Origin of the sequence: Peribacillus butanolivorans (genome assembly GCF_001273755.1) — a bacterium.
GTDB classification, from domain to species: domain Bacteria; phylum Bacillota; class Bacilli; order Bacillales; family DSM-1321; genus Peribacillus; species Peribacillus butanolivorans.
Genome location: NZ_LGYA01000001.1, coordinates 530,730 through 555,000 on the forward strand (window position 1 = coordinate 530,730; position 24,271 = coordinate 555,000).

Sequence of the window (24,271 nt, forward strand, 5' to 3'; positions counted from 1 at the left end):
CTGCTTCTTCTCGGAGTAGGACGTTTTTTTTTGCCAGAATGGCAAGTTCAATTTTTTCAAGCGTTGTGCAGTATTCATCATAAATCTCCCCATCTATATTTTCTCCCTTATCGATTAAGTAGTCCATGATGTGCCAGTCTTCAAACCAGTCTTTGCTTTCCTCCTCTTCATGATTAAGATCTTTCCATGTGTATATTAATCGAGGACTGTATAAACGATCCGCACCTTTTCTTAATTGGCACTTTTTTGTTCGACGTTTATAAAATGCACGGGAGAATGATTCGTTTACATCATTAAACAGTAGATTACCGGATTCATGCCCTCAAGGCTGCCTAATTAAATAAAGTGTCTAACTTTTTGGGTTCACTTCATGATGATCAGCTCTTTTTCTTATGCAACAAATGGAGCAGGTTAGTTATTTAAAAAATTATGATAAATTAGTATAAATTTTATTACTCATATCAAACGAGACTTTTGTTTTCTTAAAGAAACTAAGAAGCACATTTCCTTATAGTCGGTACGCTAATTCCTTTTAATCAACCTGGAAAATTATTTACCAATATAATGATTGAGGAAATGTGCTATTGCCGTATAGGCGGTAATTTTATTATTTAGTTTTACGATGGAATGACCTTCATTTTCAAAGCAGATAAACTTTACAGGATGATTTCGTGCCATTAATTTATTTACGATTTGTTCAGATTCTTCAATAGGGACGCGTGGGTCATTAGCCCCGTGAAGAACCATCAGCGGACTGGTAATCCGGTCAGTTTGATTCAATGGATCAATCAGATCATAAAAGTTTCCGTCCTTTTCAATAGTTCCATATTCAACTTCGCGAAGTTTGCGTCGCCACGGACTGGTTTTTTTAAGAAAAGTTCTGAAACTTGAAATCCCAACGAGATCAATTGCAGCAGACCATAATTCCGGATAGTGAGAGATGGCTGCAAGAACCATAAATCCTCCGTAGCTCCCTCCCATAATGGCAATTCTATTAGGATCAGCGCTTCCTTCTTTCTTTAACCAATCTACTAAAGAAACAAGATCTCTAACGGAGTCCATTCGTTTACGAACATCATCAAGATGAGTATATGTTTTTCCATATCCTGTACTCCCGCGTACGTTAGGAGTAATTACTGCATAGCCAAGGCTTAAGAAATACTGCAGAACTGGATTGAAAACAGCACGGATTTGGCTTTCAGGCCCCCCATGAACATATAGAATAACAGGGATTTTTTCTGATTGGATATTTGGCTTGAAGTAAAAGGCAGGTATTTGGAGATTGTCAAAAGATTTAAAGGAAATAAGAATAGGTTCAATTAATTTATTTTCCAAAAACTTTGTCTGAAGAGATTGAGTAAGCCGTTCTGTCTTCATTTTCTTTAGGTCAACCTGCCATATATCAGACGGATAGGTCGGCCCATTGAATACATAGACTAATTTTTGATTGTCGGGTGAAAATGTTAAGTTAGTTATCATCCCCATTGGTGTCTTCCATGTATAAAGGGCACTTGATTTTAGATCTAAAAGAATGCCTCTTGAAATACCTCCTTCATTAATTGAAAAAGCTAACTTTGAATGATCTTTACTCATAGCGAGGCCTTCAAAGTCCCACTGTCCCACCTCCAGCCAAGTGATATGTTTTGTTGAAAGATCAATGATCGCGAGCCCAAAAAATTCTCTATCTTGATTTGTTAATAAATAGAGATGATCTCCATCCATACTGAAATGAGGGTTTTTATAGCTTGCTTCACCCTGATGATCTGTTAACCAATTCATTTCTCCTGTGTCAAGATTCAGTAAACCTAAATCGTTATCCAACTGGGAATTTGTTTTCCGAATCAATAACGAATTACAATCAGGAGACCACATGATGGAGGAATAGAGTCCATCCTTTGACAAAACCATTTGTATTTCTAAAGTTTCGACATTTTGAATATAGATATCGAAAAAGGCAGGATGTCGACGATTGCTTGACCAGGCTATCCATTTTCCATCAGGTGATTGACCCCCATATTCATGTTTATGGTCAGGAGAGTTGGTAAGCGGAATCAGTAGACCATCACTTTTGAGTAAAAACAGTTGTTGCTTCTCATTACCGCAGACATCCATGCCGATGAGAAGGCCGCGTTGTGATGAACTGTTTAAATATTTAACAAAAGTAATTCGTTCATTAGTAAAAGAAATTCGGGTAGGTTCACTTATATCGAAATCCTTTGCCCAAACCTGCGGTAAACCAGAATAATCAGCAATAAAGATTAACTTATTACTATTAGGATCATATACAGGGTTACTGACAGTTCCAACAGACAAATATGATTTGATGCCAATTTCTTTCATACATTCACTCCTTAAAATGTGCTAAAAAAGAGAGGAATTGAGATAGCCCAAATAATAAAAAGCTCAAAAGGATCTATTACGTCTCACAAACATTATATTTAGATGCATTATATATCATGTACTTTATATCTTGGCTATGAGTGCCGAAAATAGTTGAGAACTAGATTTTCGGGAATGTTTTTATAAGGTTTTTCCATAAGTAAATCTATAAAAGTAGTGAGCTATTTTAGTCTTTAATCATCAAATCCAGAAGGAAAACCCTCCTATCATATTTCAAAGGGTGTCACAAAAATTTTATTTTAATTTTTGTGACACCCTTTGTTTTTTTATCCATAACACCAATTTGGCATGTACTTTTTTGTTTTTAGCAAGTTTGTTTTTTAGATTCCTATAACACAGTCGATTGTTATTGAAACCATCGATAAAATTTCCAAATAATGAGCATGAAGATCATGTATCCGAAAAGGGAATAAGAATGATGCCATGCTTCGCTATGAGTAAACAATCCTAAATTCTCCGAAAAAGATTCGGAAACACTTATACAAAGTCCAATCAAAACGATAAACAGTATCCTTGAAAATGTAGTCAACGCTTTTGCGATCCATAAAAAGAGCGTAGTAAAGATTGGCAATATCAATAATGTAAAAGCGACATTGATTGTAAATATATCTCGGAATGGTCTTGCCGGAAAGGAATACATTTGTTTACCTACAAACAGTAAGTCTAAATACGTTCCGATGAAACAAGAGAAAATTATTGTGGCTACAAAAGCCCGATGGTTACTCATCTTCTGCTTCTTCTCGGAGTAGGACGTTTTTTTTTGCCAGAATGGCAAGTTCAATTTTTTCAAGCGTTGTGCAGTATTCATCATAAATCTCCCCATCTATATTTTCTCCCTTATCGATTAAGTAGTCCATGATGTGCCAGTCTTCAAACCAGTCTTTGCTTTCCTCCTCTTCATGATTAAGATCTTTCCATGTGTATATTAATCGAGGACTGTATAAACGATCCGCACCTTTTCTTAATTGGCACTTTTTTGTTCGACGTTTATAAAATGCACGGGAGAATGATTCGTTTACATCATTAAACAAATGCGGCCAGTAGTCTTTTCGCGAACCGGTATGTGGATGATCATGAGCCCAATCTACTACTCCTGATAAGATGTTCTCACGGCTAAACAGCAGTGAGTATAATCGCTTGCCCAGCAATATTCGCTCATGAAGGGAGGTGAAATGCTTCATTGTATTCCCGACTAGTAATGTTTCTTGTTTGGTCTCATCCTTATAGAATGGAAAAAGAATGTGATTAAAGCGAAAAAAATCATAAAGTTTGAATCCAATACTATTTAGTACGGTCCTTTTAAAATGGGCATTTTGAATGACCCTTTTTTCTAAATAGCTTTGTTCATTAATAACAGTGGCAATGGCTAACATATACTGGTCACCTGTTCTCCAAAAATGGTTCCATAACGTTTCCATAAACGTCGATACATTGAAAAAAGGTAGAAGATGAAACAGTCTTTTTGATCTTTTGACACTTTGTTCATACAACAAAAATTGTGGGTACACATCTTGGAAGATTAACCAGTTCCCTCGTTCCAAAAAAGAAAAGAAGATAAGTTGATCTTTTTCCGACAATAGTCTTGTATATAAATCCCCTTTTAAATCCGTCATATTCCAACCGCCATTACGCGATACCATATGTCCAAGTAGTGCCCAGTGTATTTCTGGGTAACGGAGGTAAAACTGAAAATAGGCATGCGTTCGCGTCACATTATTATTGTTGTGTTGTCTTGTTTGTTCTTTAATTTCCTGTATTAACACTGTCTCTTCTCCCGTTAACTCCCACGTTTTAACAGAAGTCTGTTTTTTACCTTTTTTCTTTAATTCATCTTTTACATCTAAAAGAGAATACGGAAACGTCTTGGAAAATCCGTTCCATTTCCTTTTCCGATCGTTGTGATGCATCCTTCTTCCTCCCGTTAACATGAATGTTCTTCTTTTTAGGCCAAATAGGTTATCGAAATAACCAACAGGTGATCAAATTTTTCAATCTATTTATGAGAAATCAATCTTTTAAACTTCTAGTAAGGATTTTTAAAGGTATTTTAACAGTGTAGCTATCATCAGTTTATTACGAACATGAGGAACAAATGATGATCGTTTTTTCGTACAAGAGGTAGCGCGCACATTTTAATGTTATCTGTACTAAGAAAATCATGAGTATTTAAAGTATTCTAAGAAGATAAATTGAGTGAAAAGTTACTTTCAATATTGAGGGAGGATAGTTAAAGAGTGCTGTTTGATCTTTGTTCAACAATTGAACCATTTTATTGAATAAGATTTGCATAAATATCCCCTTACGCAGCCATTTAGGTGCGCTTGAGAGGCGTCAACGTTGATTTATCAATGGTGAAGATGTTTTGTAAACCTCACATGAATAACGTATACAAGGTATTTTTCTTTCATATCGCATGATAAGATGGTGTAAAAGGGAAATGTTGGTGTGGTTAAGTATATTTTTACAGATATAAATATCATTTCTATCATTCTTTTCTTTTTGCTACTGTTATTTTTCATTTCTCTTGATTTATTTATACGATCAAGAGTAACAAACCAAACTAACAGAACTCTAATACAAATTAGATAAAAAGAATGAATTATGGAAAAACAACAGAAGAATTAGAACTTACGATAATGTGAATTATGTTAAACTAGGATATTCTATAAAGAACAATGAATATATTACAGATGATAAAGGAAGTCGAATACAGGATGTATAAAATCGGACTAGTCGGTCTAAAAACTTCTATAGAACAGATATTGGACTTGGCAGAAGAATATAAACATGAGTTGGAATTCATCTCTTTTCCCTATGTAAATACCGAAGAGGTAGAGGAAATTGTAAAAGAACATAATTCTCACGTACATGCATGGCTTTTTTCTGGTCCACTTCCCTATGAAATTGCGACAAAAACACTAGGTACAGATAAAATAATGGTCCATGTTCCTGCTACGGAATCAGGTTTTTATAAATCTTTTTTAGAGATGATCTACGAACAGGGGAAAATTATTGAGCATCTAAGTATTGATACTATGTCCTCAAATAATATTAGCGAAGAAGCTTTGTCACAGTTGAATATAAAAACCCAAAAGATTTATACGAAAGTGTTTGAGTCAGATGTTGATACGAATGAATTGGTACATTTTCACTTGAATTTATGGAATAAGGGAAGGACAGAAGGCGCTTTTTCTTGTTTTCCGTCTGTGTGTGAAGCTTTAAGGGAATACGGGATTCCAGCCTATCGGATGACGATGAGTAAGATGGAAGTGCGACAAACGCTTCGGATTCTTTCTGAAAAAGTAAAGACTTCCTACTTTAAAGACACACAAATCGGAGTTGAAATCATTGAAGTTGAATATTTTAACAGAGTGGCAGAGGAAATGAAAACTCCTTATCACTTACAGTACTTGGAGCTCCGGCTAAAAGAAATGTTAATTCAACTTGGTGAAAAAATAAATGGTTCCTTTTCAGAGAAAGGGAATGGAAGATACATGATTTTTAGTTCACGCGGCGCAATTGAACGAGAAATTATTACGCTTGAAGATACCATTCAAAAATTGGCTTTTGAAGCAGATACAACAGTTGCTGTTGGAATTGGCTTTGGCGAGACTGCCTATTCGGCGGAAATCAATGCTTTTCGTGCTATTCAACATTCAAAGGATATGAAGAAGCGTGAAATTGTGATTATTCAAGATGATGGCAAAATTATTGAATCACCAGGCAAAAAGAAAGAACTACAATATGATACCCGTACCCACAATAAACTCCTTATAGAAAAGTTAAAAAAGGGTAATATAAGTGTTAAAACGTATAAGAAGATATCGGCTCTCGTTCAAAGAATGGGGTGGAGTGATTTTACTACAAAGGACTTAGCGACATATCTTGAGATGACAGAGCGCAATGTACGGCGTATTGTTGCGGATATGTGCGAAGTTGATTTGGCACAATGCGTTGGTGAAGAGTCAAACGCCACCCGTGGAAGGCCGAGTAAAATTTATCGATTATTATAAATTATAAGCACCCATAATTTGGGTGCTTATTTATTTTGTACCTTAATTTAGCATATTAAAGCGTTGAAAGGGAAAAATTAACTATTGGATTCAGTCAGGAAAAATAGTTTAGAATTTTCAAAAAAATATTGAAATAAAGCTTATGGAATATTATACTCCATTTAAGGAATTTCTTCCTTAAACTATCCGAAAATAGATATTGTTATGTAAATTGAATGAAAAAGGAGTTGTAGTGGATGTCTCAAACGATAATGATTCATGATTTAATCGAGGCTGTTAAAGATGAAGTGATTGGGTGGCGAAGATATTTACATAAGTATCCGGAGCTATCTTTTCAGGAAGAAAAAACAGCACAATTTGTTTATGAAACGCTACAAACTTTTGGTGATTTGGAAATTTCACGTCCGACAAAAACGAGTATAATGGCTCGTTTAATTGGCCAGCAGCCTGGGAAGGTTATTGCACTGCGGGCAGATATGGATGCGCTTCCAATTGAAGAAGAGAATGATTTTGACTTTGTGTCACAGAATTCAGGCGCGATGCATGCTTGCGGACATGACGGGCATACGGCGATGCTGCTTGGCACGGCAAAGATTCTTACCCAGTTAAAGAATCAAATTAAAGGGGAGGTTCGCTTTTTATTTCAACATGCTGAGGAACTGCCGCCCGGTGGAGCCCAAGAGATGGTGAAAGCAGGTGTGCTTGAAGGAGTAGATATGGTCATTGGCACCCATCTCTTGTCGACTCTACCTTTAGGGAAAATTGGTTTGGGTTACGGTCCGATTATGGCTGGAGCTGATACTTTTGCAATTACCGTGGTGGGTAAAGGGGGGCACGCCTCACAGCCTGAACTTACGGTTGATCCCATTGCAATTGGAATTCAGGTTGTATCAAATCTCCAGCACATTGTTTCGAGATATCATGATGCACAGGAAGCTCTAGTGATTTCAGTGACTCAGTTCCATGCGGGAAGTGCGATTAATGTTATTCCAAGTAGTGTAAGCATTGGAGGATCCGTTCGAAGCTTTAATCCGGAACTGAGGGAAAAGATTCCAACCTTTATCGAACGCATTGTAAAAGGAATTACTGAAGCACATGGGGCTACTTATGAATTCGATTATCAGTTCGGTTATGCTCCGACCATTAATGATGAAGAAGTTACCCGATTGATGGACGAAACGGTCTGTGAAGTATTTGGTGAAGAAAGTCGAGAGATTTCAAAGCCAATTATGGGAAGTGAAGACTTCTCTGCTTTTCAAAAAGTAGTTCCGGGATCTTATATTGTAATAGGAGCTCGTAATGAAGAAAAAGGGATTATATATCCTCACCATCATCCCAAATTTACTTTCGATGAACAGGCTTTACAATATGGGGTGAAGTTATTTGTTCACGGGACTTTTAAAATGTTAAATCTAACATACTAGGGGGTTAAGAGTATGAAAAAAATATATTGGCTTGGAATTATCCCGTTTCTTGGCTTTATTGTAGGCGCTTTGTTTACAAATAAAGTGACTCCCTATGTTCTAGGAATGCCATTTTTTCACTTTTGGATTGTACTCTGGTCTGTGCTAACCACAGGTATTATGGGGATTATATATCTACTAGATCCTGCTAATCAGAAGGGAGATTCAAGATGAATATTGCCGTGTTTTTCATCCTGTTTTTTTTCGTCATTTCTGTTTTGATTGGTATCCAGGCTAAAAAAGGGAAAGAAATGAACTTAGAACAATGGTCAGTTGGGGGACGTGGAATGGGAACCCTATTGATTTTCCTCTTGTCCGCAGGTGAAATGTATACGACCTTTACATTTTTAGGTGCAAGTGGATCGGCTTATGGGGAAGGAGGTTCCATCTTTAGTATCGTATCATACGGCTGCCTGGCTACAGTCATCTCCTACTGGACATTTCCTGCTATTTGGAGGTATGCAAAGAAACACCAATTAGTTTCCCAATCAGATTTTTTTGTAAAAAAATATCAAAGTCCTTATCTTGGTGTGCTTGTTGCTGTAATAGGTGTTATAGCTTGTACTTGCTACTTAGTCCTGCAATTGAAGGGGTTAGGATATATCGTCTCTGCAACATCCTATGGGGCCATTTCATCTACAGCTGCCATTTGGGTTGGAGCAATTGGTGTAACCATTTTTGTAATGGTTTCAGGTATTCACGGTTCTGCCAGGACAGCTATCTTGAAGGATATTCTGATTCTAGGCATTGTCATATTTTTAGGAGTTTATTTCCCTCTTCATTATTATGGCGGTCTTCAACCTATGTATGAGGCCATTGAAAATGCAAAGCCGAACTATACCATACTTCCGGATCAAGGAATGAGCGTTTCGTGGTATATATCGACCGTTATATTAAGCTCTATTGGATTTTATATGTGGCCGCACGGGTTTTCTCCTATTTATGCTGCCTCTAGCGAAAAAGCTTTACGAAAAAATGCAATCCTAATGCCAATGTACCAATTGATTTTGTTGTTTGCCTTTTTTGTCGGATTTGCAGCTATCTTACAGACGCCTGGATTAAAAGGCGCGGAAGCCGATCTTATCTTGCTGCAGCTTTCTAAACAGGATTTTGATCCATGGTTTGTGGGCTTAATTGGTGGCACGGGCGTGTTAGCCGCTTTAGTACCAAGTTCGATGCTGTTGATGTCAATATCAACATCTCTGGCAAAAAATATATATAGCGTATTCACTCCATCAGCAACGGAAAATCAGATTGCAAAACTGGTAAAATTCTTGGTTCCCCTTATTTCTCTCGTAGGGATTTACTTGACCTTTAAAGGTGGAAATTCCCTCTTTAGTCTCGCTTTAATCGCCTATAATTTTATCACACAACTTGCTCCTGCCTTTTTCGCAAGTTTGATGAGAAAGAATTTTGTAACCAAACATGGAGCATTCGCCGGGATTATAACAGGAGGCGTGCTAGTTTCTATTATGGAACTAGGGAACATAAAAATTGGTCAACTGTTTCCTTATCTTCCTCAAGCAATTAAAGACTTGAATGTAGGAATTATCGCCCTATTTGTTAATATCGTAGTTTTAGTGGTTGTCAGTGTGATGACAAAAAACATTACTAATACTCATAAGGATAATGATGTTTTAGAGACAACAACAGTAGAGCACAAGGTTCTAATACAAAAAGAATCTAACAGATAAAAAATGCCCTCCAGTTAAACGATCTGGAGGGCATTTTTTTAGACTGACAAAGAAATGTACATTTTTTATTGTCAAAAATTCAAAGTTGGTCCAGCGCTTGGCTATTCAACGAAGCTTCATTTTTGATTAAGATAAAGGGGTACATTGAGAAATTGATCATCAATGAGAGAAGGTAATTTCAGTTCTTTTAGATCGTTTACTGCTGAAATAAGTAAGAAGATTATCTAACAATGAAATAAACCGGTCTGAATATGACCGGTTTGTTTCATTTAAATTACTCTGTTTTAGCGCTCTGATCTTTATTTCTTTTATTTCCTTTACTGTTGTCCCCACTAACAGGAACTTGTCCGTGTAATTGCGGTGAATTTTGATTACGGCTACCTTTATTAAATTTTTTTGTCATATCTCACATCTCCTTTCTTATTTCAAATACAGTTTGTCCGTTTTTGGTGAACTTATGTTTTCTCATGAAAAGAACATCCATAGAATCTAATCCTTTACAATTTTTAATAAATTATTTTAAAAAAATTAATACCATCTTTACTTTAATTTGCTAAATTTGATTTGTGGCTTGGATAGGCACTATTTAACAAGTTAATCGAGAAGTACATACATAGTCTATTTCGATTTTGCAGAGAAGGTGAGTTTGGCTTCAAAATAAGTGATGGAACTCAGTTCAGAATGAAGCTGATGATGAGTAAGAAATTCTTAAAAAATAGAGGACTAAGTCTTCAAGGAAAATAAAGGAGGACATTATGGAAAACGCACCGTTAAATAGACGTACCTTTTTAACACGTATTGGAACAGGGGCTACTGCCCTTGCAGTGGCCACATCTGGTTTAGGTATTTTAAGCGAGACAGTTAATGCGGAAACCGACAGCCTTTTACATGTAAAACCGAAGAAAAAGGGCTTTAAGTTTACTCCGATTGAAACTACAAATAAGGACGAACTCGTTCTTCCAAAAGGATTTAAATATGACGTTGTAGCCGCTTATGGCGATGTAATCAATGGTAAGGGTGACACATTTGGTTTTAATAATGATTTCACCCTTTACTTTCCTATTCAAAATTCCAATGAAAGAGGATTATTATGGGTAAACCACGAATATACAAACCCTCTTTACGTGGAAGGACAAAAAGTAAATGGCAAATATGCTCCAACACAAATTGAAAAGCTTCTTTATAACCAGGGCGGTTCCATTATTGAAGTGTACTATGACAAGAAAGTGAATAAATGGAAAATGGATGCTGCTTCCACTTATGCCCGACGAGTAACGGGATTAACATCTTTTGCACTTACTGGGCCGGCCAAAGGAACAAAAGTGGTAAACGGCGCAACAAGTGTTCAGGGAACATTCGCTAACTGTTCTGGTGGAAAAACATTATGGAATACGGTTTTATCCTGTGAAGAGAACTTCGAAGAAACCGCTAATAATGCTGGATTAAACCAAACACATTACGGCTGGGTAATCGAAGTTGACCCGTTCGATCCAAATTTTGCGGTTCGCAAACATACCGCTCTTGGACGTTTTAACCATGAAAATGCTTCAATGGGACTTGCCAAAGACCAACGTGTCGTCGTTTACATGGGAGACGATAAAAAAGATGCTTGTGTCTATAAATTTGTAAGTAAGGATAAATATGTACCTGCATTAGGAAAAGCAAATTCCCGTCTTCTTGAGGAAGGGAATTTATATGTAGCGGACTTTAAAAAAGGAAGATGGGTAGCTCTGACAATTGAGGCCGTACAAAAAGCGGCGGCTGGCAAACCGGAACTATTGGAAAAGTTCCAAACGCAAGGTGATGTTGTTACTAACTGTCACGAAGCAGCCCTCCTTCTTGGCGGAACACCGACTGACCGACCGGAGGATGTGGAAATTTCACCGTTTGATGGCTCGATCTTTATTGCACATACGAATAATGATAAGCACGGAAACTTACATGGACACATTACACGTTTTATCGAAAAAAAAGGTGACCATGGAGCAACTGAGTTTGAATATGAAATTTTTGCAGCTGGCGGACGTCAAAGCGGATTCAGCGCACCAGACAACTTAACTTTTGACAGCAACGCGAATTTATGGACCGTAACGGATATTTCATCGAGTGTCTTAAATCAAGGTGCATGGACAAGCTTTGGCAATAACGGAATGTTTGTCATTCCTACCGTTGGTCGAGATAAAGGGATTGCCTGGCAGTTTGCAGCCGCTCCAATGGAGGCTGAATTAACCGGACCTTGTTTCACTCCGAATGAAAAGACACTATTCTTGTCTGTTCAGCACCCTGGTGAAGAAACGGAAGATATCAACAATCCTACAAGTACATGGCCGCATCGTAAAGGTGAAAAGATGCCTCGTCCGGCAGTCGTGGCTATTACAGGATTTAAATTTTAAGGAGGAAACACAATGTTGCAAAATATTGGAATACCTGGATTGGTTTTGATTTTGGTCATCGCTCTCATCATATTTGGTCCATCTAAGTTGCCTGAAATTGGACGTGCTTTCGGTAGCACATTGAGAGAATTTAAAAACTCTACTAAGGATTTAATTTCATCAGACGAGAAAGAAGAAAAGACGCAATCTAAGTAATTTTTAAGAAGATGTAAGCAATAAGCTTACATCTTCCTCTTGCATTTAAGAAAGGAGGGGCTGTATGACTAATCAAGAAATGCTTATGGTTGAGCACCTTGAGGAACTCAGGAAACGGATCATCTATACTTTGATTGCTTTTCTGGTTTTTTTAATTGGATCATTCATTTTTGTGAACGACATTTACACATGGCTTATTCGTGATCTCGGCCATAAGTTAGCTGTATTGGGGCCAAGTGAAATCCTCTGGGTATATTTTATGATTTCTGGCGTGATTGCGATTGCTCTTACGATTCCAATTGCCGCCTATCAAACATGGCTATTTGTAAAACCGGCACTTTCTGAGAATGAACGAAAAACGACACTAGCGTACATTCCTGGACTGTTTATCCTTTTTATTGCCGGTTTATCATTCGGATATTTTGTCGTGTATCCAACCGTTCTGGGTTTTTTACTATCTTTGTCTGAAGGTCAATTTGAAACGATGTTTACGTCTGAAAAATATTTTAAATTTATGATTAACTTGACACTGCCGTTTGGATTTTTATTCGAAATTCCGCTGGTTGTCATGTTCCTCACCTCTCTTGGTGTCATTAATCCCATGATTCTTTCAAAAGCGCGAAAGATAGCTTACTTTTTGCTTGTCGTTGTAGCCATTTTAATTACACCACCAGATTTCATGTCAGATATATTAGTTACCGTGCCTCTTTTAGTTTTATACGAGTTTAGTGTGACATTGTCAAAAATCGTCTACCGGAAAAAACTCAAACAGCAATCGGATAACGTCATTGAAATGAGGAAAACGTCTTAAATAAAAACGAACTTCTGTTTATAAGGAGTTCGTTTTTTATTATGTAAATTGGGGTAACCATTCTATGCTCACCAAGCTAAGTGAGGAATTCCTATGCGAGAAATATAGGACATGTTATCCGTTGAGTGATTATATATCAATAAAATTTTTCTGGATATTCATTCACCTGTTCGTAAAAGTATACTTTTACGAAATTTTTTTGATTGTTACTTCTTTAAAATAGGCTGTGTTAAACCATGCATGTGATTTTTCTTCTTCAACTATAGGGGCAGATTAGATGAAGAAGCCGACCATTAAAGGTCGGCTTTTTTCATACTATTTTTAACAACAGGCGCCATATCCGTAACCGCCGCCGTAACCGCCGCCGTAACCGCCGCCGTAACCGCCGCCGTAACCGCCGCCGTAACCGCCGCCGTAACCGCCGCCGTAACCGCCGCCGTAACCGCCGCCGTAACCGCCGCCGTAACCGCCGCCGTAACCGCCGCCGTAACCGCCGCCGTAACCGCCGCCGTAACCGCCGCCGTAACCGCCGCCGTAACCGCCGCCGTAACCGCCGCCGTAACCGCCGCCGTAACCGCCGCCGTAACCGCCGCCGTAACCGCCGCCGTAACCGCCGCCGTAACCGCCGCCGTAACCGCCGCCGTAACCGCCGCCGTAACCGCCGCCGTAACCGCCGCCGTAACCGCCGCCGTAACCGCCGCCGTAACCGCCGCCGTAACCGCCGCCGTAACCGCCGCCGTAACCGCCGCCGTAACCGCCGCCGTAACCGCCGCCGTAACCGCCGCCGTAACCGCCGCCGTAACCGCCGCCGTAACCGCCGCCGTAACCGCCGCCGTAACCGCCGCCGTAACCGCCGCCGTAACCGCCGCCGTAACCGCCGCCGTAACCGCCGCCGTAACCGCCGCCGTAACCGCCGCCGTAACCGCCGCCGTAACCGCCGCCGTAACCGCCGCCGTATCCACCAACAAAGCTAGCTCCAACAATGATTAAGAGTATAAACAAAACGACTATAAAGGCGAAACCTCCACCAAATCCAAAACCGTCGTCACACCTTGATTCACAACCTGACATATTGACATCTCCTTATTTGTTTTTAAGGAGGAAATTAATTAAATGGGTAATATCACCTTATGCTCTAATCAGGAAAATGACACAAGTTCATTGAAGTCTTTTTTCAAAATGGTTTCTTTTTATTGAATGTAAAATGAAGGCACGCACGATATTTCTGACAAAACTCTATGTCAAAGCTACACAAAGCGTTCCAAAAATCCTTAACCATAGAACTTCCTTTATCAGTTTTACCAAAATTATAGGTCTACATAAAGTTCGATAATTTTTAATAAAGGTTGATAAAAAATTCTATTTTGATCATGCAACTTCTTTTTTTCAGGATCCACTTTAGCATTTCTACTTGAATAAAAAATGACCCACCTTGGTCCGCATTAGTTAAGAGGCGTGGTGGGTTCTTTTATCGTAATAATAATTCCTTTTATACTATTCAAGAAAACACTACTGTAAATGAAATAATAAAAATCGATATTACTAAAAAAATAGATTCATTACTTATTTTTTAGAATAATCTTCATGATAAGCGGGAAGTGTTACTGTAATAGTTGTTCCCTTATTCGAAACACTATTTATATTAAGAGTACCATTCATCGTTTGGATTGTCTTAACAGCTAACATTGATCCTAACCCTGTACCTTTTTCTTTGCAACTGTAATAAGGTTCACCAAAACGGTTTATTTGTTCTTTGTTCATTCCTATTCCATTGTCACTTATTTCGATAATTATGTCGAAATTATTTTCATAGGAAATAATACTAAGTTCCCCGCCGTTTGGCATAGCCTCTATACCATTTTTAATCAGGTTTATGAAGCATTGCTTGAAATGTTGAATATTCCCACGCGTAATGCCTGGAGTTAACTGTTCAGATATATTAACTAAATTCATGTTAGCTAATGGTTTTATCATTTCAATTACATATCCTATTTCACGGTTTATTAAAATAGTATCCACTTTTTCGATTGCAGGTTTTGCAAATGCTAAGTATTCACTAATAATTGATTCTGCACTATTAAGTTCTCTAACAACATGTTCTATATATTGTTCTTTTACTTCTTGAGAGAGATCAGAAGCCTTTAGCAGTTGAACAAACCCTTTCACAACTGTTAAAGGATTTCTAATTTCATGTGAAATACTAGCTGCAAGTTGACTAACTATCTCCATCTTTTCAAGTCTCACCATTTGTGTTCGGATTAAAATTGCATCTTTTAAAATTTCCATGATATATACAGCCAAAACGATGATAAAAGGAGGGAGGATGATAAAGTAAAATACATACGCCTCCGTTATTCGAAAATAATCAGACATAACGAGTGAAATAAAGCTGGTTAGTATTCCTAGAAACAAAATTAATAGTATGGAGCTATTTAGCTTATTTTTTCTATTAAAAGTATTAAATTTTGAAGAAAATAAGGCCGTTATAATAAATATAACGATATAAACAATTACCGTAAGTAAATTGAAACCATAAAAAGCAAATCTAAAAGTTAATAGTATGACTAACAGAGCAGCCCCTACAGGCCAACCACCATAAAGTGTCCCTATAATAAAAGGGATTTGCCGGAGATCATGGACACAATATTCATCTATATAAATAGGAAGCTTCATACATAATATAATAGGAATGCTCATGCATGCAGTGATAAGGGTCTTGCTATACTGACTTAACCTTTTGCCATGATCTAATAAAATGGAATAAATCAAAATACTTACTAAGATATAAAAGAGATTATCTAATATGTTTTGATTAATATAAATAAAATTCATTGGATTCTCCTGAAAAATTAACAACTAGGTCTATTATACAGGAATAACATTAAAAAGGAGGATTTTAATATGGTAATTGTTAATTGACTAGAACGACGTTTAAATATAAATAAAGACTTGTTTAGAAACGCCATCCAGTTACTTCATTAAAGGGCGCTTTAATGGAATAAGGAAAACAGAAATGATCAAACTATAAAGAATGATTTATTCTGATTGTACTACTAGGGTTAATGGCATTATTATTACTATTAATTTAAATTCGAAAAGGTAAGTAAGTTTATTTTCATCTTCAACTAAAAGCAGGGCGTTGATTCGGTAGAATTAACGTCTTTTATTTTTGTTTTATTAATGGCACTTGGATTTAATTATTCCATTACAGTAGATACTATCTTTTATACTTATGTTTTAATGTTTTACGAATTTTATGTAGTCAAATAATGAAAAAAAGTATATAATCACATTAATATTTGTACCTATAAATATTATATATAATGATAAATTTAATAGGTTGGTATAAAAACGGAGGGTTTGTAATGAAGTTTCCACATGATTTTTTATTTGGAGCAGCTTCTGCTTCTTATCAAATAGAAGGAGCATGGAATGAAGATGGTAAAGGTGTAACGAATTGGGATGTCTTTTCAAAGATTCTAGGGAAAACGTATGGGGGTACTAACGGTGATGTAGCCATAGACCATTATCATCGATACAAAGAAGATATAAAATTAATGGCAGAGATGGGACTTGAATCGTACCGTTTTTCCATTTCATGGGCACGTATTTTGCCAACAGGAGACGGAGAAGTCAATGAAAAAGGCTTGGAATTTTATAATAATGTTATTAATGAATGTTTAAAATATGGTATTGTTCCATTTGTTACGCTGTATCATTGGGATTTGCCTCTGACGCTTGAAGAAGATGGAGGATGGACGAATAAGAGAACAGCTGAGGCCTTCGTCAAGTATGCAGGAATTTGTTTTCGGGCATTTGGAGACCGCGTCAAACATTGGATTACGTTTAATGAAACGGTTATGTTCTGCGGATTAGGCTATTTAAAAGGAGCTCACCCGCCTGGTATCCAAAACGATGAGTATAAATACTTTCAAGCGACACATTACGTGTTTTATGCACATGCAAAAGCTGTAGAAGTCTATAAAGAACTAAAATCTTACGGCGAGGTTGGTATTACCCATGTTTTCTTACCAGCTTACAGCGTAGATGATAAACATGAGAATGTATTAGCTGCTAGACATGCTAATGAATATGAAACTTTTTGGTATTATGACCCAATTTTAAAAGGTGAATATCCGTCTTATGTGGTTGAGCAATTAAAGGAGAAAGGCTGGACGCCAAGTTGGACAGAAGAAGAATTAGATACGTTAAAAAGAAATGCTGGAAAAAATGATTTTATTGGACTTAATTATTATCAGCCCATTCGAGTAGAAAAAAATCACGAGGCTGATTCATCCATGGAACATTCAAGAGAAACTTCTACTCTAGCTCCAGGCAACCCGTCTTTCGATGGCTTTTATCGGACCGTAAAAATGGAAGATAAAACATATACAAAATGGGGGTGGGAAATCTCACCTCAAGGGTTTTTAGACGGGCTGCATATGTTAAAAGAGCGTTATGGTGATATTAAAATGTATGTAACAGAAAACGGACTTGGTGATGAGGATCCGATTATTGAAGGCGAAATAGTAGATGTTCCTCGTATTAAATATATTGAGGAACATTTAAAAGTGATAAAGCGTGCAATCAAAGAAGGCATTCATTTAAAAGGGTATTACGCATGGTCTGTCATTGATCTATTAAGTTGGTTAAATGGGTATAAAAAGCAATACGGATTTATTTACGTGGATCATCATGATCATTTAAACCGAAAGAAAAAGCTGTCGTTTCATTGGTATAAGCATATTATTGAGACGAGAGGAGAAGAGCTGTAAGTAATAAGACAACCTCTTGATTTTAATCAAGAGGTTTTGTGTATAATAGAAGCAGTAAATGATTGAGGACGATTAATAGGGAGATAATATGGCTGTAAAATATAAAGAAATTGCTGATCGATTAGAATGTGAAATACAGGAAGGTAAGTTTGATAAAACAAAAAAGTTGCCGACAGAAGAAGAACTGATAAAAAAATTTGAAGTGAGCCGAAATACGATTCGAAAAGCAATTAATCAGCTGGTCAATCGTGGCTATATCTATCAGGTGCAAGGCAGCGGCATGTTTTTACGGGAAGAATCTGTAACAGATTATATTAATTTAGGCAGTCTCAGAGGATTAACAAAAGATTTGACTTCAAAAACAATTGAGACGAAAATTCTGGCTTTACATGTGCTAGAAGCTGATGAAGTAAACGCAAAACAAATGCGATGTGAAGTGGGAACAAAACTTTATTATATTAAGCGGCTACGAATTGTAGATAAAGAACCTTTTTCAATTGAAATAAGTTACTTTAAAAAAGATATTGTGCCATATTTAAATGAAGATATTGCAGCGAGTTCTATTTACAGTTATCTTATAGAGGACTTAAAATTAAACATTGGTTTTGCTGACAAAGTAATTAACTGCGAAAAAATCGATGAAGCAAGTGCGATAGAGCTGCATGTTAATCCGCTAGATCCAGCATTGATTATTGAAAATACAGTATGCTTATCTAACGGAACCATCTTTGAATTATCTAAATCAGTTTTCCATTATCAAAAAGCAAAAATCTTAAATCGAATCAATTTTAAATAAAATAAGATTGAACCGGTAAAGACTTCTGTTTCTAATTGGAATTGAACAGTGTAGCTTTTATCCTTCCTAAATGTGTTAGTGATTTAAGTAAATTATCCAAGTGATTTTTTGTTATTGATGTTGCTGATAATATATCTAATTAAAAAATATTATTAATCTAAGAGGCGATACTTTGACAAAGTATCGTCTCCTTTATATACGATTGCACAATGATTTGGAATTATTTAACCCGGCCCAATTACGTAATAATGATTTCTGGACAGACTTCCCTAAAAGGAGGAAGTTCGTCCATTTTGAACAATGAACATATTTAACAGGTGCCTTAGCTGAAAATCGGAGCTGTCTTTAAGGTAGTTTTTTTTATTCAACTATTGAGGGAGGTTAGTTAATCAAAAGGAAAGTTATTAGACAAAATTTTTTGAAAATTATTGATGGTCATATTAGTAGGTATTATACTAATTACTAATCGCTAAACGGAATTGGGCAAAATTATCTAGGCAAAACAATTGGAGAAAAGAGCTACTGTAGATTTCGCATGGTATTACATAAAATAAGGTCCGTCAGTAATGTAAGGTAAATCGCTGCGATAGAAGTAATAGCATTCCGTAAATTATCTTTTTTTTACCTCTTGAAAAATAATTGAAATAACAATTTAATTAGGAAGAAAAAAAGTTCTTCGGAAAGGAAGACAGAATGATGTCTGAAGCATTAAAAAGTAGAAAAAATCAACCAGATTGGATACAAACATATATTGATTCTCCAGAAAAACAACAACAGTTATATCGACGTACGTTGCTGATTGTTGTCATATCACAAATATTCGGGGGGGCAGGTCTTGCAGCTGGTGTAACCGTCGGAGCACTTCTTGCGCAAGACATGCTGGGTACAGAGAGTATGGTAGGGGTTCCGACTGCATTGTTCACATTAGGTTCTGCAGGAGCAGCGCTGATTGTAGGGCAACTCTCCCAACGTTTTGGACGCCGTTCTGGACTCGCGACCGGTTTCTTGGCTGGTGGTATTGGCGCGGTCGGGGTAGTAATTTCAGCATTAATTAACAGCATTCCACTTTTATTTGTTTCACTGCTAATCTATGGTGCTGGATCGGCTACAAACTTACAAGCACGCTATGCCGGTACAGATTTGGCAAGTTCTAAACAGCGGGCAACAGCTATCAGTATTGCTATGGTATCAACCACATTAGGTGCTGTTGCAGGCCCAAATTTGGTAAATATAATGGGCGAATTGGCTTGGTCAATCGGTGTTCCTTCTTTGGCTGGTCCATTTATTCTTGCGGCTGTAGCTTACATCCTTGCTGGTTTGGTGTTATTAGCTTTACTTCGTCCAGACCCTTTCATTGTTGCAAAAGCAATGGCAGATGTTCAAAAAACACACAATGCCGTACTTTCAAACAAAGATTCAAATGCACCAACGATAAACAAGCGAGGAATTGTTGCCGGAGCTACAGTAATGACCTTAACTAATTTTTTAATGATTGCAATTATGACAATGACACCTATACATATGGGACATCATGGACATGATTTGAAAGAGATAGGGGTAGTAATTGGTTTTCACATAGCAGCGATGTTTCTGCCTTCTTTAGTAACTGGATTCTTAGTAGATAAAATTGGACGAACTGCAGTGGTTATCGCTTCTGGTGCCACTCTGCTTGCTGCTTGTATACTTGCTTCCAGTGGACCAGCTGATTCCATGCTGGTGCTCAACACCTCACTTGTTTTACTTGGGCTTGGCTGGAACTTCGGTTTGATTAGTGGTACAGCGCTGATAGTTGATTCAACTCACCCTTCCACTCGCGCAAAGACGCAAGGATCTGTCGATGTTTTGATCGCTTTGTCAGGAGCAGCGGGCGGTGCACTATCTGGCATGGTTGTAGCTCATTACAGCTATGCAACACTCTCATTCGCCGGAGCTATCCTTTCACTACTGCTTATTCCAGTTGTCATTTGGTCCCTTAGAGGTAAAGAATGATGGACTTTTAAAGTTAAGAAGTATGGAAAATGCACAAAATTATTCATTCAATTGAATATGTGATTTGACCAATCTTTTTTCAAAACGTGCTCTTTCTATTTGTATATTTATCAAGGTTATTTGATATTTGCGGAAAAAAAGATTGATAACTTATATTGAAGTTTGATAAAAACAGCTTGTTAGATTTTGGAAACCTAACAAGCTGTTTTTATTTAGAATATATAAATGTAGAATGAAGTGCTAAAGAATATTTTTATATACCTAAAGGGCCGTAGAAACTCATTTAGGAAAGCAGGTAGCGTATGGATTTCTTTCATTTTATTATTTTGCTTTGCGATTACATTGCATAATATAGAAGAGGCTCTTTGGCTGCTAAAATGGTCACAGCAGGTGAATTTCATTTTGCTGTGCTAAAAAATAATTGAAGCTTAGGGGGCACGAGGAACTTTTGATCAATCTTTATTTCAAAGCTACACATCCCGAGGAGACCCCCAATTATTAATTATTTTTTTTGATTTTCATTACTGGATATGTCATATTCGTTTAAAAATTCAATAATTCCATTCACCAATCCAGATGATAATGGTAGTTCAGGATTTCTATAGGTTGCTAGATTTCCCTCTCGATCTACAGGCGCTTCTTTCAATACATGATTCATCTTCTCGAGTATAAGTAATTCAGAATCTCCTTTTTCCTTATGTAACGCTTCTGCATTACTGGACGCAACCTGAATATCTCTATTACCGTTTACAATTAGAACAGGGATATTTAGCTCTTTTACTAATTCTCTCGGATTATATTGAATCCAAGAAATCATATAAGGTTGAACAGAAGGACGGAATATTCTTTGCAAGTCTGCACTTACAGTCTCAACTTGTTTACCTTGTTTTAGTTTTGTTAATATATCTTTAGACTCTGTTAATAACGTCGGTGACAGCTGCTCTTCAAGCTGTTTAAGAAGTACTTGGTCAATTGGTTCGCCTGCTCCAGCTAATGAAATGAATGTGTCTGTCTCTGTTTTCTTTGCAGCTGCCATTCCAATTAATGAACCCTCACTATGGCCGATGATGCCAACTTTAGAAAAGCGGCTATCCTTTTTAGCAAATTGAACCCATGCAGTTGCATCATCAATATATTGTTCGAATCTGAGATCCTCTTCTTTTCCTGCCAAATTCATATTTTCCCCAATTCCGCGCTTATCATACCTAATGCTTGCGATACCTTTTTCTGCAAGACTTTCTGCTAACAATTTCAAACTATTATTTTTCCCAGGAAGTGCAATGGAGTTCCCATCTTTATCAGTCGGACCAGAACCCGCAATTATAATCATCACAGGAAAAGGACCTTCATCTTTAGGTGTTTCTAAAAGTCCATACATGGTTCCTTTCTTCAAGTCGGCCTGCACAACTTCACCTGATCTTTTTTCCTCAACTTTTTCCTCAGATTTCTTGAGCAATTCAAAAGGAAACTCTTGCCCTTGCTGAACAAATGTTCCTGAAATCTTCTCCTGATCTACTTTCCCATCAAACGTTATTTGCTGATTTTGAATTTTCATATCAAAAAACAAGTCTGATTTATTTAACTTTACACTTGTTAAGGGGAATTTGTTCAATCCTTGTACAGGAATACTTATCGTTCCATCTTTCTTCGTGAAATGAACAATAATCGGGAGCGGCTGATTTGGAATCATTATTTCTCCTTCCCACGTACCTTCAATAGCTTTCAACGAGCCAACCTCCTTCGAATTTTTTTCCACCTTTTCTTTCTCCTTAGTACTGCACCCTAGCAATAATACTAAAGCACTTACGATGATACACATAATCGAAAACAGTCTTTTCATAAGAGCCCCTTTCCAGCCTATAGATAATAGTCACAGAAGTTATTTTTTTAGAAAGTTAGTGTGCCAGTCCTTTATAACTCGAATAAAGCCTAATACAGTGCGATCAAATTTTTTGTTTGATTCAGTCACTCATTCCTTAACAAGTCAGATTAGTCTTCTTCTAGTTGCTAATACAACTACATTTTAACATTTAATTTCAATAATTTTCCTTATTATAAAAGTTTTTCTTCCGCTTAACTGTAACTTTTTAGTTGTGGTAGCAAATAATGAACTAACTGGTGCTTTACTTCAATAAGGGAGTTGGTTTGGTAACGGGGCAGATTATTTGAAGAAGAACTATATAAATAAAAGGACTTTTTTAGAAGTTAAAGTATATAATTTGTTTATTTAATGATGATATAGATATAATGGAAGAATTATCAAATATTCCGAAAGTGAGTTGATTTTGTATGGATACTCAAGTAACTACGAAATTTAAAATACTCAAACCAGTTAATGAGGTATATGAAGCCATAGTAGACCCTGAAAAAATGTCTAATTATTGGTTTTCATCGGGAACTGGAAGAGTGGAACAAGGCAAGACGATTACTTGGAGATATGATGAATACAATGGTGAAGTGGTTATCAATGTATTGGAAGTCGAGGAAGATAAAAAAATTGTTTTCTCGTGGGGAGGATATGGTCAAGAAACGGTTGTTACAATTACACTAAAAGAGTTGGATAATACGAGGACAATTATTGAAGTAAACGAATTAGGCTTTAAAGAAGATGACCCCGAGATAATAAACAAAATGATAGGACAAAAAGAGGGTTGGGTATATATGTTAACTTGTTTAAAGGGTTATTTGGAAAATGGCATTAATAATTTGAGGGCATCTTTAATCCATTAGTAAAATAATTCTCGTTGAACTAACAGGTGCGATTCTAAAAAAATATAGAAGGTGATCCCATATCATGAATGTACAAGTAAAGCTTAAAGATATTATTGAAGAAATGGAAATGCAGTTTGAAGAGTCTCAATCATTTCTAAATATTAATACGGGTGAAATTTTTTTTGTAACTTCTAATGATTTGAGAGCTGCTGAAGATGATGAACCATTCAATCATTTACCTGATTGGCAACAAGAAAATTTAAGGGTTGCTAATGATGTTGTTGAAAACTTTGAGAATTACATAGAGTTACCAACTAAATATGATGTCAATGAATATGAAATGATGGAAGACTTCTGCCTAACTGTTAGTGATCTACGAAAGCGAAATTCTTTATTATTAGAAATTAAGGGAAAGGGCGCCTTTAGAAAATTCAAGGACAAAATAATAGATTTTGAAATCGAAGATCAATGGTATTCATATCGTGACGAGCGTTTTAAACAAATTGCTAAAAAATGGTGTCAAGATAATAACGTCAACTATATTGAATAGATAAGACAAAGTGCTTTCTATAAGCGTGAATGAGACTAACTAGCAAGAATCATTTTAAGAATAAAAATCATCAAACCTTTAGTTTGATGATTTCAGTTTGTAGACAAAAGGGGTCCAGAATGTTTTAATTCCGGACCCCTTTTGAAATTCCCTTTGAATTTTGCTCAAGATTAAGAGATTGGGCCTCTACGAGCCCACTTTATTAAGCCATTCTTGGACCTTGCCATGTCCAATTGGCTATCTTCTTTAAATTCATGGCAGCGAATGTAAGCATCGCCTGCATCGACAATTTTTTAAGTCCCCTTAAAGTAGTCCAACGTCTACCATGCTTTTCTTTTGCATCTGCGAATACACGCTTTATTGTTTCTTTGCGTTTCGCATATATAGGTTTTACATCGTTGTGATGACGCAGATGATCTGCTTCTTCCATATAATTTTGCCAGATATGGCGTGTCACCACTTTTTGATGGTCTTTGCTTA

Annotated in this window: 19 protein-coding genes and 2 pseudogenes; 12 read left to right on the plus strand and 9 right to left on the minus strand. The window is 36.8% G+C overall.

What is annotated here, in order from left to right; translation table 11 throughout:
- The 4 genes and pseudogenes from AKG34_RS28570 to AKG34_RS02615 form a co-directional block, all read right to left on the minus strand.
- Positions 1 to 301: pseudogene (locus AKG34_RS28570) on the minus strand (DUF2515 domain-containing protein); the annotation flags it as partial.
- Between the two features lie 248 nt (positions 302 to 549).
- Positions 550 to 2,340: a S9 family peptidase gene (locus AKG34_RS02605; protein ID WP_053344646.1), complete on the minus strand. Its 1,791-nt coding sequence runs from the start codon at positions 2,338 to 2,340 to the stop codon at positions 550 to 552.
- 406 nt (positions 2,341 to 2,746) lie between these two features.
- A complete protein-coding gene (locus AKG34_RS02610) occupies positions 2,747 to 3,127 on the minus strand; it encodes a CBO0543 family protein (RefSeq protein ID WP_053344647.1) in 381 nt (126 codons plus the stop codon).
- Entirely contained in the window at positions 3,120 to 4,307 is a 1,188-nt protein-coding gene (locus tag AKG34_RS02615) for a DUF2515 domain-containing protein (protein ID WP_053344648.1), read from the minus strand. Before AKG34_RS02615 ends, AKG34_RS02610 begins: the two co-directional genes overlap by 8 nt.
- Before the next feature lie 807 nt (positions 4,308 to 5,114).
- On the opposite strand from AKG34_RS02615, the gene AKG34_RS02620 reads away from it, so the two are divergent.
- The 4 genes from AKG34_RS02620 (at position 5,115) to AKG34_RS02635 (ending at position 9,570) form a co-directional block, all read left to right on the plus strand.
- Positions 5,115 to 6,413 (plus strand): hypothetical protein, encoded by a 1,299-nt coding sequence (locus tag AKG34_RS02620; RefSeq protein ID WP_053344649.1) that lies wholly within the window; start codon positions 5,115 to 5,117, stop codon positions 6,411 to 6,413.
- A 236-nt stretch (positions 6,414 to 6,649) separates the two neighbouring features.
- On the plus strand, positions 6,650 to 7,837 hold the full coding sequence (locus tag AKG34_RS02625) for a M20 family metallopeptidase (RefSeq protein ID WP_053344650.1): 1,188 nt from the start codon (positions 6,650 to 6,652) through the stop codon (positions 7,835 to 7,837).
- A gap of 12 nt (positions 7,838 to 7,849) precedes the next feature.
- Positions 7,850 to 8,050 (plus strand): DUF3311 domain-containing protein, encoded by a 201-nt coding sequence (locus AKG34_RS02630; RefSeq protein ID WP_053344651.1) that lies wholly within the window; start codon positions 7,850 to 7,852, stop codon positions 8,048 to 8,050.
- Positions 8,047 to 9,570 carry a sodium:solute symporter family protein gene (locus AKG34_RS02635; protein WP_053344652.1) on the plus strand — a complete coding sequence of 508 codons (1,524 nt, stop codon included), beginning with the start codon at positions 8,047 to 8,049 and terminating at the stop codon, positions 9,568 to 9,570. The genes AKG34_RS02630 and AKG34_RS02635 overlap by 4 nt, the downstream gene beginning before the upstream one ends.
- A gap of 274 nt (positions 9,571 to 9,844) precedes the next feature.
- Here the strand turns inward: AKG34_RS02635 and AKG34_RS29210 are convergent, their stop codons facing one another.
- A complete protein-coding gene (locus AKG34_RS29210; protein ID WP_255264060.1) occupies positions 9,845 to 9,973 on the minus strand; it encodes a hypothetical protein in 129 nt (42 codons plus the stop codon).
- A gap of 352 nt (positions 9,974 to 10,325) precedes the next feature.
- Between AKG34_RS29210 and AKG34_RS02640 the strand changes: the two genes are divergently transcribed.
- From AKG34_RS02640 to tatC, 3 genes are all read left to right on the plus strand, one after another.
- A complete protein-coding gene (locus tag AKG34_RS02640) occupies positions 10,326 to 11,963 on the plus strand; it encodes a PhoX family protein (protein WP_053344653.1) in 1,638 nt (545 codons plus the stop codon).
- A 12-nt stretch (positions 11,964 to 11,975) separates the two neighbouring features.
- Positions 11,976 to 12,158, plus strand: coding sequence for a twin-arginine translocase TatA/TatE family subunit (locus tag AKG34_RS02645; RefSeq protein ID WP_053344654.1), 183 nt, complete (start codon positions 11,976 to 11,978; stop codon positions 12,156 to 12,158).
- A 64-nt stretch (positions 12,159 to 12,222) separates the two neighbouring features.
- Positions 12,223 to 12,969, plus strand: coding sequence for a twin-arginine translocase subunit TatC (gene tatC / locus AKG34_RS02650; RefSeq protein ID WP_053344655.1), 747 nt, complete (start codon positions 12,223 to 12,225; stop codon positions 12,967 to 12,969).
- A 954-nt stretch (positions 12,970 to 13,923) separates the two neighbouring features.
- Here tatC and AKG34_RS29540 read toward each other — a convergent pair.
- Positions 13,924 to 14,040 (minus strand): annotated as a pseudogene (locus tag AKG34_RS29540) (YjcZ family sporulation protein); the annotation flags it as partial.
- Between the two features lie 492 nt (positions 14,041 to 14,532).
- On the minus strand, positions 14,533 to 15,801 hold the full coding sequence (locus AKG34_RS02660; RefSeq protein ID WP_053344656.1) for an ATP-binding protein: 1,269 nt from the start codon (positions 15,799 to 15,801) through the stop codon (positions 14,533 to 14,535).
- 533 nt (positions 15,802 to 16,334) lie between these two features.
- On the opposite strand from AKG34_RS02660, the gene AKG34_RS02665 reads away from it, so the two are divergent.
- The 3 genes from AKG34_RS02665 to AKG34_RS02675 all read left to right on the plus strand — a co-directional run bounded on the left by AKG34_RS02665 (position 16,335) and on the right by AKG34_RS02675 (position 20,529).
- Positions 16,335 to 17,744 (plus strand): glycoside hydrolase family 1 protein, encoded by a 1,410-nt coding sequence (locus AKG34_RS02665; protein WP_053344657.1) that lies wholly within the window; start codon positions 16,335 to 16,337, stop codon positions 17,742 to 17,744.
- An 88-nt stretch (positions 17,745 to 17,832) separates the two neighbouring features.
- Positions 17,833 to 18,540, plus strand: coding sequence for a GntR family transcriptional regulator (locus AKG34_RS02670; RefSeq protein ID WP_053344658.1), 708 nt, complete (start codon positions 17,833 to 17,835; stop codon positions 18,538 to 18,540).
- A 696-nt stretch (positions 18,541 to 19,236) separates the two neighbouring features.
- A complete protein-coding gene (locus tag AKG34_RS02675) occupies positions 19,237 to 20,529 on the plus strand; it encodes an MFS transporter (protein WP_053344659.1) in 1,293 nt (430 codons plus the stop codon).
- Positions 20,530 to 21,031: 502 nt separating this feature from the next.
- On the opposite strand, the gene AKG34_RS02680 is transcribed toward AKG34_RS02675, so the two are convergent.
- On the minus strand, positions 21,032 to 22,255 hold the full coding sequence (locus AKG34_RS02680; RefSeq protein ID WP_236694861.1) for an alpha/beta hydrolase family protein: 1,224 nt from the start codon (positions 22,253 to 22,255) through the stop codon (positions 21,032 to 21,034).
- A gap of 563 nt (positions 22,256 to 22,818) precedes the next feature.
- On the opposite strand from AKG34_RS02680, the gene AKG34_RS02685 reads away from it, so the two are divergent.
- Both AKG34_RS02685 and AKG34_RS02690 read left to right on the plus strand, forming a co-directional pair.
- The gene (locus AKG34_RS02685; RefSeq protein ID WP_053344661.1) at positions 22,819 to 23,259 is read left to right on the plus strand and encodes an SRPBCC family protein; all 441 of its coding nucleotides are present in this window, start codon (positions 22,819 to 22,821) and stop codon (positions 23,257 to 23,259) included.
- A 64-nt stretch (positions 23,260 to 23,323) separates the two neighbouring features.
- Positions 23,324 to 23,791, plus strand: a complete 468-nt coding sequence (locus tag AKG34_RS02690; RefSeq protein ID WP_053344662.1) for a UPF0158 family protein — start codon at positions 23,324 to 23,326, stop codon at positions 23,789 to 23,791.
- 202 nt (positions 23,792 to 23,993) lie between these two features.
- Here AKG34_RS02690 and AKG34_RS02695 read toward each other — a convergent pair.
- Positions 23,994 to 24,271: transposase (locus tag AKG34_RS02695; protein ID WP_180320451.1), on the minus strand; the 278-nt coding region annotated here is incomplete at its 5' end.

Bases quoted from the DNA above. Each gene is read 5' to 3' on its own strand.
- AKG34_RS02675 (WP_053344659.1), top strand. From the start codon at position 19,237: ATGTCTGAAGCATTAAAAAGTAGAAAAAATCAACCAGATTGGATACAA.
- AKG34_RS02605 (WP_053344646.1), bottom strand. From the start codon at position 2,340: ATGAAAGAAATTGGCATCAAATCATATTTGTCTGTTGGAACTGTCAGT.
- AKG34_RS02610 (WP_053344647.1), bottom strand. From the start codon at position 3,127: ATGAGTAACCATCGGGCTTTTGTAGCCACAATAATTTTCTCTTGTTTC.
- AKG34_RS02635 (WP_053344652.1), top strand. From the start codon at position 8,047: ATGAATATTGCCGTGTTTTTCATCCTGTTTTTTTTCGTCATTTCTGTT.
- AKG34_RS02640 (WP_053344653.1), top strand. From the start codon at position 10,326: ATGGAAAACGCACCGTTAAATAGACGTACCTTTTTAACACGTATTGGA.
- AKG34_RS02625 (WP_053344650.1), top strand. From the start codon at position 6,650: ATGTCTCAAACGATAATGATTCATGATTTAATCGAGGCTGTTAAAGAT.
- AKG34_RS02665 (WP_053344657.1), top strand. From the start codon at position 16,335: ATGAAGTTTCCACATGATTTTTTATTTGGAGCAGCTTCTGCTTCTTAT.
- AKG34_RS02660 (WP_053344656.1), bottom strand. From the start codon at position 15,801: ATGAATTTTATTTATATTAATCAAAACATATTAGATAATCTCTTTTAT.
- tatC (WP_053344655.1), top strand. From the start codon at position 12,223: ATGACTAATCAAGAAATGCTTATGGTTGAGCACCTTGAGGAACTCAGG.
- AKG34_RS02645 (WP_053344654.1), top strand. From the start codon at position 11,976: ATGTTGCAAAATATTGGAATACCTGGATTGGTTTTGATTTTGGTCATC.
- AKG34_RS02690 (WP_053344662.1), top strand. From the start codon at position 23,324: ATGAATGTACAAGTAAAGCTTAAAGATATTATTGAAGAAATGGAAATG.
- AKG34_RS02685 (WP_053344661.1), top strand. From the start codon at position 22,819: ATGGATACTCAAGTAACTACGAAATTTAAAATACTCAAACCAGTTAAT.
- AKG34_RS02630 (WP_053344651.1), top strand. From the start codon at position 7,850: ATGAAAAAAATATATTGGCTTGGAATTATCCCGTTTCTTGGCTTTATT.
- AKG34_RS02670 (WP_053344658.1), top strand. From the start codon at position 17,833: ATGGCTGTAAAATATAAAGAAATTGCTGATCGATTAGAATGTGAAATA.
- AKG34_RS29210 (WP_255264060.1), bottom strand. From the start codon at position 9,973: ATGACAAAAAAATTTAATAAAGGTAGCCGTAATCAAAATTCACCGCAA.
- AKG34_RS02620 (WP_053344649.1), top strand. From the start codon at position 5,115: ATGTATAAAATCGGACTAGTCGGTCTAAAAACTTCTATAGAACAGATA.
- AKG34_RS02615 (WP_053344648.1), bottom strand. From the start codon at position 4,307: ATGCATCACAACGATCGGAAAAGGAAATGGAACGGATTTTCCAAGACG.